Source organism: Sphingobium sp. Z007, assembly GCF_900013425.1.
Classification (GTDB): Bacteria; Pseudomonadota; Alphaproteobacteria; order Sphingomonadales; family Sphingomonadaceae; genus Sphingobium.
Window position 1 is genome coordinate 2,647,848 of record NZ_FBXK01000005.1, and the last position, 15,521, is coordinate 2,663,368.

At 65.3% G+C, this 15,521-nt stretch carries 17 protein-coding genes; 12 read left to right on the plus strand and 5 right to left on the minus strand.

The features are described 5' to 3' along the window. The first annotated feature begins 67 nt into the window (after positions 1 to 67). Both ribB and ribH read left to right on the plus strand, forming a co-directional pair. On the plus strand, positions 68 to 1,348 hold the full coding sequence (ribB, locus tag CEQ44_RS20780; protein WP_088182374.1) for a 3,4-dihydroxy-2-butanone-4-phosphate synthase: 1,281 nt from the start codon (positions 68 to 70) through the stop codon (positions 1,346 to 1,348). Positions 1,349 to 1,360: 12 nt separating this feature from the next. Beyond that, complete coding sequence (ribH, locus tag CEQ44_RS20785) at positions 1,361 to 1,783, plus strand: 6,7-dimethyl-8-ribityllumazine synthase (RefSeq protein ID WP_088182375.1); 423 nt, start codon at positions 1,361 to 1,363, stop codon at positions 1,781 to 1,783. A 45-nt stretch (positions 1,784 to 1,828) separates the two neighbouring features. On the opposite strand, the gene CEQ44_RS20790 is transcribed toward ribH, so the two are convergent. Next, positions 1,829 to 2,923 (minus strand): alkene reductase, encoded by a 1,095-nt coding sequence (locus CEQ44_RS20790; RefSeq protein WP_088182376.1) that lies wholly within the window; start codon positions 2,921 to 2,923, stop codon positions 1,829 to 1,831. 69 nt (positions 2,924 to 2,992) lie between these two features. On the opposite strand from CEQ44_RS20790, the gene CEQ44_RS20795 reads away from it, so the two are divergent. The 5 genes from CEQ44_RS20795 to ssb all read left to right on the plus strand — a co-directional run bounded on the left by CEQ44_RS20795 (position 2,993) and on the right by ssb (position 7,390). Then, positions 2,993 to 3,874, plus strand: coding sequence for a DMT family transporter (locus tag CEQ44_RS20795; RefSeq protein ID WP_088182377.1), 882 nt, complete (start codon positions 2,993 to 2,995; stop codon positions 3,872 to 3,874). Positions 3,875 to 3,883: 9 nt separating this feature from the next. Beyond that, a complete protein-coding gene (locus tag CEQ44_RS20800) occupies positions 3,884 to 4,546 on the plus strand; it encodes a COQ9 family protein (protein ID WP_088182378.1) in 663 nt (220 codons plus the stop codon). Between the two features lie 94 nt (positions 4,547 to 4,640). Next, on the plus strand, positions 4,641 to 4,895 hold the full coding sequence (locus CEQ44_RS20805; protein ID WP_088182379.1) for a FeoA family protein: 255 nt from the start codon (positions 4,641 to 4,643) through the stop codon (positions 4,893 to 4,895). Further along, positions 4,892 to 6,751, plus strand: coding sequence for a ferrous iron transporter B (locus tag CEQ44_RS20810; RefSeq protein ID WP_088182380.1), 1,860 nt, complete (start codon positions 4,892 to 4,894; stop codon positions 6,749 to 6,751). Before CEQ44_RS20805 ends, CEQ44_RS20810 begins: the two co-directional genes overlap by 4 nt. Before the next feature lie 63 nt (positions 6,752 to 6,814). Further along, positions 6,815 to 7,390 carry a single-stranded DNA-binding protein gene (gene ssb / locus CEQ44_RS20815; protein ID WP_088182381.1) on the plus strand — a complete coding sequence of 192 codons (576 nt, stop codon included), beginning with the start codon at positions 6,815 to 6,817 and terminating at the stop codon, positions 7,388 to 7,390. Positions 7,391 to 7,492: 102 nt separating this feature from the next. Here the strand turns inward: ssb and CEQ44_RS20820 are convergent, their stop codons facing one another. From CEQ44_RS20820 to CEQ44_RS20830, 3 genes are all read right to left on the minus strand, one after another. Then, positions 7,493 to 8,368 (minus strand): UTP--glucose-1-phosphate uridylyltransferase, encoded by an 876-nt coding sequence (locus tag CEQ44_RS20820; protein WP_088182382.1) that lies wholly within the window; start codon positions 8,366 to 8,368, stop codon positions 7,493 to 7,495. A 134-nt stretch (positions 8,369 to 8,502) separates the two neighbouring features. After that, positions 8,503 to 8,970: a hypothetical protein gene (locus tag CEQ44_RS20825; protein WP_176400201.1), complete on the minus strand. Its 468-nt coding sequence runs from the start codon at positions 8,968 to 8,970 to the stop codon at positions 8,503 to 8,505. 174 nt (positions 8,971 to 9,144) lie between these two features. Continuing rightward, positions 9,145 to 9,318 carry a DUF1674 domain-containing protein gene (locus CEQ44_RS20830; protein WP_088182384.1) on the minus strand — a complete coding sequence of 58 codons (174 nt, stop codon included), beginning with the start codon at positions 9,316 to 9,318 and terminating at the stop codon, positions 9,145 to 9,147. Positions 9,319 to 9,414: 96 nt separating this feature from the next. Between CEQ44_RS20830 and htpX the strand changes: the two genes are divergently transcribed. From htpX to CEQ44_RS20855, 5 genes are all read left to right on the plus strand, one after another. Then, positions 9,415 to 10,347: a zinc metalloprotease HtpX gene (htpX, locus tag CEQ44_RS20835; protein WP_176400206.1), complete on the plus strand. Its 933-nt coding sequence runs from the start codon at positions 9,415 to 9,417 to the stop codon at positions 10,345 to 10,347. 131 nt (positions 10,348 to 10,478) lie between these two features. Next, positions 10,479 to 11,771: an RsmB/NOP family class I SAM-dependent RNA methyltransferase gene (locus CEQ44_RS20840; RefSeq protein ID WP_088182386.1), complete on the plus strand. Its 1,293-nt coding sequence runs from the start codon at positions 10,479 to 10,481 to the stop codon at positions 11,769 to 11,771. Positions 11,772 to 11,823: 52 nt separating this feature from the next. After that, a complete protein-coding gene (locus CEQ44_RS20845) occupies positions 11,824 to 12,315 on the plus strand; it encodes a diguanylate cyclase (protein WP_088182387.1) in 492 nt (163 codons plus the stop codon). Between the two features lie 89 nt (positions 12,316 to 12,404). Continuing rightward, entirely contained in the window at positions 12,405 to 13,067 is a 663-nt protein-coding gene (gene rpe / locus CEQ44_RS20850) for a ribulose-phosphate 3-epimerase (protein ID WP_088182388.1), read from the plus strand. After that, on the plus strand, positions 13,064 to 14,830 hold the full coding sequence (locus CEQ44_RS20855) for a heparinase II/III family protein (protein WP_176400202.1): 1,767 nt from the start codon (positions 13,064 to 13,066) through the stop codon (positions 14,828 to 14,830). Before rpe ends, CEQ44_RS20855 begins: the two co-directional genes overlap by 4 nt. Positions 14,831 to 14,919: 89 nt before the next feature. On the opposite strand, the gene CEQ44_RS20860 is transcribed toward CEQ44_RS20855, so the two are convergent. Continuing rightward, positions 14,920 to 15,384, minus strand: a complete 465-nt coding sequence (locus tag CEQ44_RS20860) for a hypothetical protein (RefSeq protein ID WP_088182389.1) — start codon at positions 15,382 to 15,384, stop codon at positions 14,920 to 14,922. Between the last annotated feature and the right edge of the window lie 137 nt (positions 15,385 to 15,521).

Consider the following 15,521-nt stretch of genomic DNA (forward strand, 5'->3'; position numbering starts at 1 on the left):
CTCTTGAATTAATCACATTGTAATGTGATATCCGGCTCAATCCCACTGGTGGGAAGGAGTCGTTTCCATGTCGTCTGCCCTGATCGATACCGTCCGCAGCCTCGTTACTGACGGCGGCATGTCCCGTTCCGGCCTGGCCCGCGCCGCTGGCCTGCACGCCAATTCGCTGCGCAAACTGGGCGAAGGCGACTGGAACCCGACCGCCGACACGCTGGGCAAGCTGGAATCCTATCTGCTCAGGCGCGAAGGCGGCACCGCGCTCGCCAGCCCCGAAGAGATCATCAACGAAGCCCGCAACGGCCGCATGTTCATCCTGGTCGATGACGAGGATCGCGAGAATGAGGGCGACCTAGTCATCCCGGCGCAGATGGCGACCCCCGACGCGATCAATTTCATGGCGACCCACGGCCGCGGCCTCATCTGCCTGGCGCTGACCAAGAGTCGGACTGAAGAACTGGGCCTGGACCTGATGAGCCGCAACAACGGCACGCGGCATGAAACCGCTTTCACCGTGTCGATCGAAGCGCGCGAAGGCGTGACCACCGGCATCAGCGCCGCCGACCGCGCCCGCACCATCTCCGTCGCGATCGACGGGTCGAAGGGCAAGGGCGATATCGTGACGCCCGGCCATGTCTTCCCCCTGATCGCCAAGGATGGCGGCGTGCTGGTGCGCACCGGTCATACCGAAGCGGCGGTCGATGTCGCACGGCTGGCGGGTCTCAACCCGTCGGGCGTGATCTGCGAAGTGATGAAGGATGATGGCACGATGGCGCGCCTGGACGACCTCATCCCCTTCGCCAGCAAGCATAAGATGAAAATCGGCACGATCCGCGACCTGATCGCCTATCGCCGCCGCCACGACCATATGATCGAGCGCCGCGCCGAGACCACGTTCGACAGCCGCTGGGGCGGCGATTGGAAGGCGATCAGCTTCTACAACAAGGCGACCCAGACCGAGCAGCTGGTGCTGCAAAAGGGTCATGTCGATCCCGACAAGCCGACTTTGGTGCGCATGCACCAGATGTCGCCGCTGAGCGATACATTCGGCAAGCTGGGCGCGCGCACCGGCCTGCTGCCGCGCTGCATGGAGATTATCGGCGAGGAAGGCGCAGGGATCATCGTCATCCTGCGCGGCGACGAGCCCGATATGCTGACACGGATGCTGCAGCATAATGCCGGCATCGTCCAGGGCGACATGGACGAATTGCGCAATTATGGCGCGGGCGCGCAGATCCTGGCGGACCTGGGCGTGCATGACATGATCCTGCTGACCAACAGCCACCACAGCCTGATCGCGCTTGACGGCTATGACCTGGCCGTGGTTGGGCAGCGGCCGATCGAGCTGTAAGGACATATCATCATGGCAAAATTCCTGATCGTCGAAGCGCGCTTCTACGACCATCTGAACGACCTGCTGATCGAAGGCGCCAAAGCGGCGCTGGACGAGGCCGGTCACAAATATGAGGTGGTAGCAGTGCCGGGCGCGCTGGAAATCCCCGGCGCCATCGCGCTGGCGGCGGAAAGCGGCCGCTATGACGGCTTCGTCGCGATCGGCGTGGTCATTCGCGGCGAAACCTATCATTTCGAAGTGGTGTCGAACGAAAGCGCCCGCGGCCTGATGGCGCTGAGCATGGATGCGATCGCGATCGGCAACGGCATATTGACCGTCGAAAACGAAGCGCAGGCGCTGACCCGCGCGAAGCCGACCGAAAAGGACAAGGGCGGCGAGGCGGCCAAGGCGGCCATCGCCATGCTGGCGCTGCGCGAACGCTTCGGCATGTAAAAAAGGGCTCCTTACGGAGCCCTTTTCATTCGACCATAGCAGGGTTCAGGCGTCCGTCTTTGCCTGCGCCAGCGTCGGATAGTCGGTATAGCCCTTCTCGCCCTGTCCGTACCAGGTCGCCATCTCCTGCGTTGGATTGAGCGGCGCGCCGATGCGGAACCGTTCGACCAGATCGGGATTGGCCATCAGCGGGCGGCCGAAGCTGATCGCGTCGGCCAGGCCGCTGGCCAGGTCCGCCTGCGCGCGATCCTGATCATAATCGCTGTTCAGGATCAGCGGCCCCTTGAAATGCTGGCGAATCAGCGGCGACTGGCGCGGCACATCGGTCGCGCCGAACGTGCCGTCCGGCCCGGGTTCGCGTAATTCGAGCGAGGCGATGCCGATCGCGTCCAGCACGTCGGCGGCGTGGGCGAAGAGGCTGGCGGGATCGCTGTCGTCCACGCCCTGCGAATCGCCATTGGGGGACAGGCGCACCGATACGCGGTCCGCGCCGATCGCATCCACCACCGCCTGCGTCACTTCGCGCAGCAGCCGCACCCGATTTTCCACGTTGCCGCCATATTGATCGGTACGGAAATTGGCGTTGTCGCGCAGGAACTGGTCGATCAGATAGCCGTTGGCGGCGTGGATCTGCACCCCGTCGAACCCGGCCGCGATCGCATTATGCGCGGCACGGACATAGGTGGCGATCAGGCCGGGAATTTCGTCCACGCCCAGCGGGCGGGCGGTTTCGTAAGGCTGTTTGCCTTCATAGGTATGCACCTCGTCCGGCGCGGCGGTGGCGCTGGACGATACGGGTTGCTCGCCGGTGACGCTCGAATGGACCGCGCGCCCCATATGCCAGAGCTGGACGATGATCCGGCCGCCTGCGTCATGGACCGCTTGCGTCACCGGCCGCCATGCGGCGACCTGCTCATCGGACCAGATGCCCGGCGCATAGGGCCAGCCCAGTCCCTGGCGCGAAATGCCGGTCGCTTCGCTGATGATGAGGCCGACCGACGCGCGCTGGCGATAATAGTCCACCATGATCGGGGTGGGCACATGGTCGCGCGTGGCGCGACCGCGGGTCAGGGGGGCCATCAGGATACGGTTGGGCACGGCAATCGCGCCGATCTGGATGGGGTCGAACAGGGTCGTCATGGAATCTCCCGCAATCATAGTTGCAATTTGCAACGGGACTTGATGCGTAAAGCCAGCTAGGGAGCCGGCATGTCAAGTTCAACCCCCGTCGGGCGGATCGATATGCCGCGCTTCGCCTTTCCCGCGCTGCTGCTGGCGAATCTGATCCTGCCGCTGGGGCCGGTGCTGGTGCGCCTGTCCGATGTCGGGCCGGTGGCGGCGGCCTTCTGGCGGCTGGCGCTCGCCCTGCCCTTCCTGCTGCTGCTGGCGCGGCCGGGCATAAGGCGCACGCCGCCCACGCGGGGCGAATGGATGGCGCTGGCGCTGGCGGGCCTCGTCTTCGCCGCCGACCTCGCCGCCTGGCATGTCGGCATCCTCTATACCAAGGTCGCCAACGCCACGATATTCGGCAATATGAGCGGGCTGTTCCTGCCCGCCTGGGGGATGCTGGTGCTGCGCCAGAAGCCCCGCGGATTGCAGACGGCCGCGCTCGCACTGGCGGGCGCAGGCGCGCTGGTGATGATGGGCGGCAGCTACGAGCTGTCGATCGGCAACCTCAAGGGCGACCTGCTCTGCCTGGTCGCGGGCATCCTCTACACCGTTTATCTGCTGATCGTGCAACAGGTGCGCGGGCGGCTGGACAGCTGGTCGGTGCTCACGGTGTCGAGCGTGGTCAGTGCGCCGGCGCTGCTGCTGTGCGCGCTGGCGCTGGGCGAGCGGGTGATACCGGGGAATTGGACTCCACTGATCGTCCTGGCGCTGTCGAGTCAGCTGATCGGCCAGGGGCTGCTGACCTATGCGATCGGCTGGTTCTCGCCGCTGGTGCTGGGGGTCAGCCTGCTGCTGCAACCGGCGGTGGCGGCGCTGCTTGGCTGGCTGCTGTTTGGCGAATGGCTCAGTCCGGTCGACATGGTCGGCACCGCGGCGGTTGCGGCGGCGCTGGTCCTTGTGCGCCTGCCCTCGCGCGCCTAAATACGATTTATGAGCGAAACATCGGACCGCACCCTCGACGAAATCCGCGCGCTGCTGGCCCCTGCGCTGGCGCGCCATGCCGCCTTTGACGGGTGGCGCCCACAGGCCGTGGCGATGGCTGCGGCGGAAGAGGGCGTGGATGCGGACATCGCCGCTCTGGCTTTTGCCGATGGCGCGATCGACATGATCGACGCCTGGTTCGCCAGCATCGACGCCCGCATGATCGAAGCGCTGCCGGCGGACGAACTGGCGGCGCTGTCGATCCGCAAGAAAATCACCGTCCTGATCGAGGCGCGGCTGGCGCTGCTGGCGCCCGATCGCGAAGCGCTGCGCCGCGCGATCGCCATCCTCGCGCTGCCGACCAACGCCCTGCGCGCCGCCCGGCTGGGCTGGCGCGCGGCGGACGTGATGTGGCGTGCAGCGGGCGACACGACGACGGACCTCGCCCATTACAGCAAGCGCACGACGTTGACCGCGCTCTACACCGCCACGCTGTTGGTGTTCGTGGATGACGACAGCGAGGGCCATGCCGACAGCCGCGCCTTCCTGGCGCGCCGGATCGACAATGTGATGCAATTCGAAAAGCTCAAGGCGAAGGTCAAGGGCGCAGGCAGCGGCGAGCGGCTGAGCCTGTCGCGCTTCATCGGCCGCTTACGCTACCCCGCTATCTGACGGCGTATCGATCCTGGCAGCGCGCGATTCGCGCTGGTCTTTCCCAATCGGTATTGATAGTCACTCGCAGAAATAGCCCGCGAGTATCTTTCCTGTGCGTCTTACCGACCTGCCGTTGCGCCAACCTGCTTATGTCGACCTGATCGATTGGTCTGTCCTGTCGCCGTCGGAAGGCCAGCGGCTGCGCGAATTCGGCCTGTGTGAGGGCGCGAGCGTTGAAGCGCTGCACCATGGCGGGATTTTCGGCAAGGGGCCGATCGCTTGCCGTATTGGCCGCATGACCATCGCGATGCGGCGCAGTCATGCCGCCGCGGTCACGGTGCGCACGGGACCGGAGCAGGACATATGAGCGCGCTGCCGCTGGTCGCGCTGGTCGGCAATCCCAATGCGGGCAAAAGCGCGCTGTTCAATGCGCTGACCGGCGCGCGGCAGAAGCTGGGCAATTATCCGGGCGTCACGGTGGAGCGCAAGGCGGGGCGATTGGCCCTGTCCGACGGCCGCCCGGTGGAGCTTGTCGATCTGCCCGGCACCTACAGCCTGGACCCCGGCAGCCCCGACGAACAGGTGACGCGCGACGTCGTGATGGGCAAGCAGACCGGCGAAAAGCGGCCCGACGCGCTGGTGATCGTCGTCGACGCCGCCAATCTGGACAATCATCTGCGCTTCGCGCTTGAACTTCTCGCACTTGGCCTGCCGACCATCGTCGCGCTCAACATGGTTGATCTGGCAACGCGCGACGGGCTTGAACTGGACGCAGCGGTGCTGGCGCGCGAACTGGGCGTGCCGGTGATATCGACCGTTGCGGTGCGCAAGCGCGGCTTAGATCATCTGCGCGAAGAACTGGAAGGGTTGCTGAACGGCGCGCCGCGCGCCTATCTCGGCGGTTCCGCGCAGGATTTCGATACGGTGCGCAGGGAAGCGGGCCGCATCGCGCGCGCCGCGATCGTGCGCGAGACCCCCTCCCGCCGACTGACCGCCGCGGTTGACCGGGTTGCGCTGCATCCTGTTTTTGGTCTTCTCCTGTTGCTCGCCCTCCTTTTTGTCATGTTCCAGGGGGTCTATACCTGGTCAGAAGCGCCGATGGCGTTGATCGAAGGACTGGCCGAGGCCGCCGCCAATGCGGTGCGCGGCGCCCTGCCCGACGGCATCGTCCGCTCCTTCCTGGTCGATGGCGTCATCAATGGTGTCGGATCGGTGGTCGTGTTCCTGCCGCAGATCCTGATCCTCTTCTTCTTCATCCTGATGCTGGAGGCGACCGGCTACATGGTCCGCGCCGCCTTCCTGATGGACGGGTTGATGGCGAAGGTCGGCCTGTCGGGTCGCGCCTTCATCCCGCTCCTGTCCTCCTTTGCCTGCGCCATTCCCGGCATCATGGCGACGCGGACCATCGCTGATCCCAGGGACCGGCTGACCACCATATTGATTGCGCCGCTGATGACCTGTTCGGCGCGGCTGCCGGTCTATGCCGTCATCATCGGTGCCTTCATTCCCGCGCGCGACGTGTTGCCGGGCGTGGGCCTTCAGGGCCTCGTCCTTTTCTGCCTCTATCTCGCCGGCATCGTCGGCGCGATGCTGGTCGCGATGCTGCTGCGCATGACCGTGACCAAGGGCGCGAGCGGCGGCTTCCTGATGGAAATGCCCAAATATCAGTGGCCCCGCCCGCAGGACATCCTGCTAGGCCTGTGGCAGCGTGCGGTCATCTTCTTGAAGCGCGCCGGCACGATCATCTTCACATCGACCGTGATCCTGTGGCTGCTCTTGAGCTTCCCGCGCGTGCCCGATGGCGATCCCACAAGCCAAGTCGATCATTCGATCGCCGGGCGGATTGCGAGCGGCCTCAACGTCGTGCTGGAACCGATCGGCTTCAACCGCGACATTTCGCTGGCACTGATCCCGGCGATGGCGGCGCGCGAAGTCGCGGTGTCGGCGCTCGCCACCGTCTATTCGATCGACGCGGGCGACGATGAAGCGCTGCTGGAACGGAGCCTGGGCGATCGGCTGAAGGACCAATGGCCGCTGCCCACCGCCCTTGCCTTCCTCGCCTGGTTCGTGTTCGCGCCGCAGTGCATTTCCACTATCGCGGTCACCCGGCGCGAGACGAACGGGTGGAAATGGCCGATGTTCATGGTCGGATACCTGTTTGCACTGGCTTATGTCGCGGCGGGCATCACCTACTGGACCGCGACGGCCTTGGGTTTGGGGTAGCTTCCGCCTAGACGGCGAAAGCGGCAGGACTATAAGGGGCCGCTTTAGAGCTTCGGAGGAATCATGGCAGGGTCTGTCAACAAGGTCATTCTGGTCGGCAATCTGGGCGCCGACCCGGAGGTCAAGAGCTTCCAGAATGGCGGCAAGATTTGCAATCTGCGCATCGCGACGTCCGAAAGCTGGAAGGACCGGATGACCGGCGAGAAAAAAGAGCGCACCGAATGGCATAATGTCGTCATCAATGGCGAAGGCCTGGTCGGCGTGGCTGAACGCTTCCTGCGCAAGGGCAGCAAAATCTATGTCGAGGGCCAGCTGCGCACCCGCAAATGGCAGGACCAGTCAGGCAATGACCGCTACACGACCGAAGTCGCGCTGTCGGGGCCGGGCGCGGTGCTGACCATGCTGGACGGCGCGCCGGGTGGTGGCCAGGGCGGCGGCGGCGGTGGCCGGTCGCAGCAGGGCGTGAGCGACTGGGGCGCATCGTCGGACGGCTATGATGATTTCGGCGGTGGTTCGGGCGGCGGCCAGGGCGGCGGCGGCTTTGGCGGCGGACGCTCGCAGGGCGGCGGCGCGTCTGGCGGCGGCCGGGCGGGCAGCCCCAATTTCGACAATGATCTGGACGATGAAGTGCCGTTCTGAGCGCTTAGGTTCAGGGACATGAAAAAGGCGGCTTCCCATGCGGAGCCGCCTTTTTCATTCGTTCCGTGCTCCCGCGCAGGCGGGAGCACGTCATGCCGCAGTTCAGCGCGCCAGTTCTGCCGTCGCGAAGGCGCGAATATGGTCGCCCAGATCCGCGCGCTCCAGCGCCAGCGCCAGGTTCGCCTCGATATAGCCGGCCTTCGACCCGCAATCGAAACGGCGGCCGTCGAAGGTGACGCCGTGGAAAGGCTGCTTGCCGATCAGCGAGGCCATCGCGTCGGTCAGCTGGATTTCCCCGCCCGCGCCCTTTTCCTGGGTTTCCAGGATCTTCATGACGTCGGGCTGAAGGATATAGCGGCCGGGCAAGATCAAGTTGCTGGGCGCGGTGCCAAGCTTGGGCTTTTCGACCAGCCCCTTCACCTCCGTCAGCACGCCGTCGCGCGCGCCCGGATCAATCACGCCATAGCTGGGCGTCTGGTCCATCGGAATTTCCAGCGCGCAGACCAGATTGCCGCCGACCTTCTCATAGGCGTCGACCATCTGCTTCATGCAGCCATTGCCCTTTTCGCCCTTCATGAACTCGTCAGGCAGCAGGATGGCGAAGGGTTCGTCGCCGATGATGTCGCGCGCGACCCAGATGGCGTGGCCCAGGCCCAGCGATTCCTGCTGGCGCAGGAAGACGGCATTGCCCGGATCGAGCCGCGTCCCCTCCAGCGCCGACAAATCCTTGCCACGTTCGCGCTGCAACGTCTCACATTCGAAGGCGATGTCGAAATAATCCTCGATCGCGCCCTTGCCGCGGCCGGTCACGAAGATGAACTGTTCGATCCCCGCTTCGCGCGCTTCGTCCACCGCATATTGGATCAGCGGGCGATCGACCACCGGCAGCAATTCCTTGGGCACCGCCTTGGTCGCGGGCAGGAAGCGCGTGCCGAGGCCAGCGACGGGAAATACGGCTTTACGAATCGGCTTGGTCAAGTTGGAATCCCCTTCACGCGGACGCGATCGGGCCTTGGATTGCCGCCCGTGCAAAAAAGGTCAAGCGCCGCGCGTGCGTTCGAAAAACAAAGACATAAGCGGCCATGACCGATCAATGCCGATCAATCACCGCCCTATACGGCGAGCAGACGGCTCGCGACGGCTTCGAGCGCCGCGATTTCGCCATCGAGATGGTCAAACGCAACATGCTGGATAGTGTTGCGGCTGTCGCGGCAGGTAAAGCCGCCTGGTTCGGGCTGGTGAAAGCCCTGGATGATGAGCGCGCGGAAGCGGTCGATTCGCTGAATGTCGCGCTCGATCGCGGAGATTTCGGTCAGCGCGCTGGCGTTGCGTCGGTCGCGCATCGCGACCATCGTCCGCAATTCGGTCATCAGCTTGGCCATGCTCGGCCGGGTCCGGGCGCCCACGGTGCGCACATCGCCCATGGCGTCACGCAATTGGCCGATCTTGGCTTCCAGACTCTGTTCCAGCATCGTCCACGCGCAGACGAGCCGCCCGACCGCGCAGAGCAGCGCCGCATCTTCCGGCGCATAATCCGAGACCGCCTTGCCGCTCACGTCAGAAACCAATTGCACGCCCACGCCCCATTATCTCCTCTTGGCCGCCAGCCTTCCGAGTTCCCGCAGCAAAAGGCCAGAGTGGGGCGCTTGGCTCCCCGCAATGGCGGCACGGGCCATCGGCAGCCGTGCAAAATCGGCGGCGAGTCGAAAGAGACAAAAGCGTCAGACAAACACAATCAATGGCTTAACGCCTTTTCAGAAATCGATCGCGATGCCTTTGCGCTCCCAATCGCCGTAACGCACCGGGCTCATCGCCTCGTCATGAGGCGTAGGGCGGTCCAGCGGATCGGGCTGCGGCACCGGCGGGCTTTTGGACAGATGCGCGGGCGGCTTCACATGCGCGGGGCGCTTGCCGTTGAAGGTTCCCATGAAGAGCGGCCTTTCGATTGCGGCGGGGCATCATCCACCCCATGTTCAGAACGATTGGATTAGCCGCTATCTGGGCCGACAAGGAGGCAAGTGCAAGTGAATGGCATGAAGACGACCATGCTGCTGGCGGCGCTGACCGCGCTGTTCATGGCGCTGGGCTATACGCTGGGCGGCAGCGGCGGGGCGGTGATCGCGCTGCTGGTGGCGGCCGGCATGAACCTCTTCACCTACTGGAACGCCGACAAGATCGTGCTGCGCATGCATGATGCGCGGGAGGTCGATGCCCAGAGCGCGCCCGAGTTCTACAATCTGGTCCGCGACCTGGCCCAGCGAGCGCAGCTTCCCATGCCGCGCGTCTATATCATCGACCAGGACGCACCCAACGCCTTCGCCACTGGGCGCAACCCGCAAAACGCCGCGGTCGCCGCCACCAGCGGCCTGCTGGCGATGCTGAGCCGCGACGAGGTGGCGGGCGTGATGGCGCATGAATTGGGCCATGTGAAGAACCGCGACACGCTGATCATGACCATGGTCGCGACGATCGCGGGCGCGATTTCCATGCTGGCCAATTTCGGCCTCTTTTTTCGCGGCGGCGACCGGGAGGGCGGCCATGGTACCATGATCGCCAGCCTGATGGCGGTGATCGTCGCCCCCTTCGCGGCGATGATCGTGCAGATGGCGATCAGCCGCACCCGCGAATATGGCGCCGACCGGGCCGGGGCGGCGATCAGCGGCAATCCCCATGCGCTCGCTTCCGGCCTCGCCAAGATCGCGGGACAGGCAGAGCGAATCCCCAATCCGGTGGCGCAGCGCAATCCGGCGGCGGCGCAGCTTTATATCGTGCCGACGCAAGTCAGCGAACTCTTCTCCACACATCCCGCGACAGAAAAGCGCATCGCCGCGTTGCAGGATATGGCGGCGGACATGGGCGCACCCAGGATGACGGCAGCGCCCCGCGCATCGGCCCTTGCGCCCGTCGGTACGCCGAAACGCCCCCGCAGCGCGCTCGACCCGCACGGCCGCCGCTAAAAAGCCTAACCCCGTTCGTTTCGAGCGAAGTCGAGAAATGCGGCTAAAGGCAGACGTCGCGCCATCCGCTTCTCGACACGCTCGCAGCGAACGGAGGTTTCTTTTTGGCCATTTTCTCCTAGGGACCGGGGATGGTCCATAAATCAGCCACCCGCCCCGAAGATGTCCCCGGCCTGCCCGCCCGCCGCGCCGCGCTCAAACTGCTCGATGCGGTGCTGCGCCGGGGCGATCCGCTGGAGCTGGCGCTGCATGGCGCGGCGCAGGGATTGCCGCCCGCCGACCGCGCGCTGGTCCATGCGATCGCCGCCGAAACGCTGCGCCACCTGCCTGATCTCGATGCGCTGATCGACGGCGCGACCCAGCAGATCCTGCCCCCCGACGCCAAGGCGCGGATGGTGCTGCGCATCGCGCTCGTCCAGACATTGGTGCTCGACACCCCGGCCCATGCGGCCATTGCGACGGCCCTGCCGCTGGTCGACGGTGGGCCGCGCAAGCTGGTCCATGGCGTGTTCGGCACGGTGACGCGCGGGGAACCCACCCTGCCCGTCCCCCCGACCCTGCCTGCCGAGGTCGCCGAGCGCTGGGGCGCCCAATGGGGCGAGGCGATGCCGCAGGCCGCCGCCCATGCCTATGCGATCCGGCCACCGGTCGATGTGAGCCTGCGTGACGCGGCTGAGACAGCGAAGTGGACAGTTGAATTGAACGGCGCGTCCTTCGCGCCCGGCCATGTCCGTTTGCCTGAAAGCGTCGCTATCCCGACCCTGCCGGGCTTTGCGGAAGGCGCCTGGTGGGTGCAGGATGTCGCTGCCGCCTGCGCCGCGCGGCTACTGGGTCCGGGCGATGACCGAGTCGTTCTAGACCTGTGCGCCGCGCCGGGCGGCAAGACGATGCAGCTGGCGGCGGCCGGCTGGCGCGTCACCGCAATCGACCAATCGAAGAAACGGCTCGAGCGGCTGACCGAGAATCTGACGCGCACCGGCCTGACCGCCGAGGTGGTGGCAACGGACCTGCGGGCATGGCTGCCGGACGCACCGGTGGACGCGATCCTGCTCGACGCGCCCTGCACCGCGACCGGCATTTACCGCCGCCATCCCGACGTGCTGCACCGCATCGGCCCGCGCCAGATCGCGGAGCTGGCCGAACTGCAAAGCGCCCTGCTGGCCCGCGCCGCCGACTGGCTGAAGCCGGGCGGCCGGATGATCTACGCCACCTGTTCGCTGGAACGGGCGGAGGGCGAAGAGCAGGTCGAGCGCTTCCTTGCCGACCGCCCGGACTTCGCGCTGGTGCCAATCGAACCCGACGAAACGCCCGACGGCATCGCACCCACGGCGCAGGGCTGGCTGCGCACCCTGCCCGACACGCTGGCGGCGCAGGGCGGCACAGATGGATTTTTCATTGCCAGGCTTGCCAAGACGGCGAACTAAGCCTTAACCTTGATCAGCTTATAGAGGATTTCCCCGCTTAGAAGGTGTCCCCTTGCGTCCGACCGAGCCTCTTCCCCTCCATCATAGCTGGCCGCTCTATGACCTGCGTGAGCATCTTGCCCCGGTGCTGCTCGACGCCAGCATTGCGCGCAACGATGCCGCGTTGGCGGAACGGGGCCTGGGCCTGTGGCATTGCAACCTGGCCGACAATGCGCTGAGCTGGACCGCCGGGGTTTATGACATATTCGGGCTGGAACGGGACCGCGCGGTATCGCGTCCGCTTTCGGTATCGCTCTATACACCGGACTCGCGCGAAGCGATGGAGCGGCTGCGCGCCTATGCCATCCGCCACAAGCGCGGTTTCACCCTGGACGTCGATATCAACCAGATCGATGGCGCGGGCCAGTGCGCGATGCGGCTGATCGCTGCGCCTGTCATGGACGACGAAGGGATCGTGGTCGGGCTGCATGGCGTGAAGCAATTACTGCCCCGCGGCGCGCCCGCGTCGCAGCGGCTGGACCCCACGATCTTCGTGATGCTGTAACGGCCCGCAGGCGGGGGGCGGAAACAATCGCGACTCGCCTGCAAATGTGCGTTGCCCTCGCCCCCGGCGGTGATTAAGGCAAACGGTTAATGACCCGTCCCATTCTCATCTCGCCCTCCATTCTCTCCGCCGATTTCGCCCGCTTGGGCGATGAGGTCCGCGCCATCGACGCAGCAGGCTGCGACTGGGTGCATATCGACGTCATGGACGGGCATTTCGTGCCGAACATCACGATCGGCCCGAACGTGGTGAAGGCGCTGCGCCCGCATACGACCAAGACGTTCGACGTCCATTTGATGATCTCGCCGGTCGATCAATATCTCGAAGCCTTCGTGGCGGCGGGGTCCGACATCATCACCGTCCATCCCGAAGCGGGTCCGCACATCCACCGCACCGTCCAGCATATCAAGTCGCTGGGCGTGAAGGCGGGCGTCGTGCTCAATCCCGGCACACCGGCCAAGATGCTGGATTATCTGATCGATGACGTCGACCTGATCCTGGTGATGAGCGTCAACCCCGGTTTCGGCGGGCAGAGCTTTATCGAAAATCAGCTACGCAAGATCGAAGCGATCCGCAAGATGATCGACAAATCGGGCCGGGACATCCGCCTTCAGGTCGATGGCGGCATCGATTTCACCACCGCGCCCAAGGCGATCGATGCAGGTGCCGATGTGCTGGTCGCGGGCACCGCCACCTTCCGCGGCGGCCCATCCGCCTATGCCGACAATATTCGGAAGCTGCGGGGCGGGTGAACGACCACCGGCGCATCGCCAGCCGCTCCACGCCCGACGCCGCGCCAGAGGCCGGCGACGACGGCATAGAGCAGGGCAAGCGCCTCATCCGCGTCGCGGATGACAAGGGATTGTCGCTGGCGCAGAAGATCGCCAATCAATTCTATCTGCTGAGCTGGAAGACGCCGATCCACGGCCGCAAGCTGCGCGGCAAATATCCCTTGAAGCTGCTTGCGGTGCCCGACGACGTCATCCCCGGCGACAGCCGGGCGGGCGCGGCGATGCGAGCGGGCTATCTGCTGTTTCGCGGCCACAAGCTGCCGGTCGATGCGCTCGACTTCGCCAAGCTGGCGGTCGGCCCGGCCTTTGCCGACTATCTGCACGGCTTCCGCTGGCTGCGCGACCTGGCCAGCAGCGCGACCCGCGAACAGGGCGCGCCGATCGCCGAAGCGATCATGCGCAAATGGCTGTCGACGCATCATGAAACGCCCAGCGAACCGGCCTGGCGCGCGGACAATGCGGGCTGGCGGCTGCTATTCTGGACCGCGCACGCGCCGCTGATCCTCTCATCCAGCGACCTGGTCTATCGCTCGCTGGTCTTGAACTGCATCGCCCGCACCGCCCGCCATCTGGATCGCAGCGCCGACAAGGCGCCGATGGGCCTGCCCCGGCTGGTCGCTTGGTGCGGCATCGTCGCCGCCGCGCTGCTGATCCCCGGCGGGGGCCCGCGCAAGCTGTTCGGCGAAGCGGGCCTCAAGCGCGCGATCGACAGCGGTTTCCATGCCGATGGCGGCATCGTGTCGCGATCGCCGCTGGCGCAGCTGGAGGCGGTGATGCTGCTGTCCATGCTGCGCGCCGTTTATGACGTGCGCCGGGAAGCGCCGCCCGCCTGCCTGATCGAAGGATTGAACCGCGCGGTCCCGGCGCTGCTGGGCCTCACCCATGGCGATGGGGGGCTGGGCAGCTGGCAGGGGTCCGGCGCGATCGATCCCGACCTGGTGTCCGCCGTGATCGCGGCCAGCCGGGTGCGCGCCCGGCCGCTGCGCCAGGCGCGCGACTGGGGCTATCAACGGATCGCCGCGGGATCGACCGTGCTGCAGATCGACGCCGCCCCGCCCCCGGTGTCGCGCCTCGCCGAAGCGGGCTGCGCATCGACCGGCGCGATCGAGATCAGCGACGGGCCGCTGCGGCTGGTCGTCAATTGCGGCGGCGCGGCGTTGGAGGGGGCGTGGATTCCCGCCGATCTGGCGCAAGGGCTGCGCACCACCGCGGCGCACAGCACGCTGGTTCTCAACGACAGCAATTCCACTGCGCTGCTGCCCGACGGGACGCTGGGCAAGGGCGTGACCGAAGTAGAGCTGAACCGGCAGGAGCTGGACAATGGCAGCCGGCTGGACCTGTCCCATGACGGCTATGTCCGCCGCTTGGGCTATGTCCATCGCCGCCTGCTGATGATGAGCGGCGACGGCAAGGAAATCCGGGGCGAGGATATGCTGACCCCGGCCGAACGCCGCCGCAAGCCCGGCAAACAGCCGGTGCAGTTGCGCTTCCATCTGGCGCCAGGGGTCGAACCCACGCTGACGGCGGACAATATGGGCGCGGTGCTGCGCATCGACCATGGCGCGCTGTGGCAATATCGCACCGGCGCGGGCGTGCTGAGCATCGAGGACAGCCTGTGGGTCGACGGCGACGGCCGCCCCCATCCGACCAAACAACTGGTCGTGACCAGCGAAGCGCTGCCCGGCGGATCGAGCATCGGCTGGTTGTTCAAGCGGGTCGGGTGAGGCCGGTTAGGGCGTGGGCTGCCTGGAAACGGCCATTTGTGGGCATCCGTGTCGAATACAAACACAACCAAAACTTGCCTTAGCTGTGGCTACTCCCAAGAGAAGAAGGTGCGTAGTTTGCAATTGGATGGGGATTGCCCCTCCTCAAATAGCTCCACCCGATCAATTGCGTCCAATTGAGGTTGTGTGAACGGATTCGGCGATTTGAAATAGGCCGCTGCGTGTTCGCCATTCCAGATTGCTATCTGGTAGACGCCTTCCACTCGCGTTTGTGAAAATCGTGCGGGCCTGTCGGACGAGCGAGCCTTAACGATCTGACCTTTCGGACGACTGGCCCAGCCTATTCCATTCACTTCCAGAGTCCCGAAAGCTCCTTCCCAGCGGAAGCTGCCCCCATGTATCCCACCTTCCAAAGTCGTGACCTTCTCACCATCTCGCAGGTCGATAATCGGCGAATAGCCACAGAAACGTTCCGGCCCCATAATCTCGCTAGCTTTCGCCGGAATGGGGGCTACCGCTGACAGCATCAATGCTGCTGCAATCAATATCCTCATGCTTGCCTCGTTAGTATACTCGGATGGCTAATATAGCTGTTTTCAATACGAAAGCGTGAGGGCCGAAATCCATCCAAATCGGCCAATCTCTGCAGGTTCATAATCGAGAGCCGGGCACCTTGCCTTGACGCACCCCA

Bases quoted from the DNA above. Each gene is read 5' to 3' on its own strand.
- ribB (WP_088182374.1), top strand. From the start codon at position 68: ATGTCGTCTGCCCTGATCGATACCGTCCGCAGCCTCGTTACTGACGGC.
- ribH (WP_088182375.1), top strand. From the start codon at position 1,361: ATGGCAAAATTCCTGATCGTCGAAGCGCGCTTCTACGACCATCTGAAC.
- CEQ44_RS20790 (WP_088182376.1), bottom strand. From the start codon at position 2,923: ATGACGACCCTGTTCGACCCCATCCAGATCGGCGCGATTGCCGTGCCC.
- CEQ44_RS20795 (WP_088182377.1), top strand. From the start codon at position 2,993: ATGTCAAGTTCAACCCCCGTCGGGCGGATCGATATGCCGCGCTTCGCC.
- CEQ44_RS20800 (WP_088182378.1), top strand. From the start codon at position 3,884: ATGAGCGAAACATCGGACCGCACCCTCGACGAAATCCGCGCGCTGCTG.
- CEQ44_RS20810 (WP_088182380.1), top strand. From the start codon at position 4,892: ATGAGCGCGCTGCCGCTGGTCGCGCTGGTCGGCAATCCCAATGCGGGC.
- ssb (WP_088182381.1), top strand. From the start codon at position 6,815: ATGGCAGGGTCTGTCAACAAGGTCATTCTGGTCGGCAATCTGGGCGCC.
- CEQ44_RS20830 (WP_088182384.1), bottom strand. From the start codon at position 9,318: ATGGGAACCTTCAACGGCAAGCGCCCCGCGCATGTGAAGCCGCCCGCG.
- CEQ44_RS20840 (WP_088182386.1), top strand. From the start codon at position 10,479: ATGGTCCATAAATCAGCCACCCGCCCCGAAGATGTCCCCGGCCTGCCC.
- rpe (WP_088182388.1), top strand. From the start codon at position 12,405: ATGACCCGTCCCATTCTCATCTCGCCCTCCATTCTCTCCGCCGATTTC.
- CEQ44_RS20860 (WP_088182389.1), bottom strand. From the start codon at position 15,384: ATGAGGATATTGATTGCAGCAGCATTGATGCTGTCAGCGGTAGCCCCC.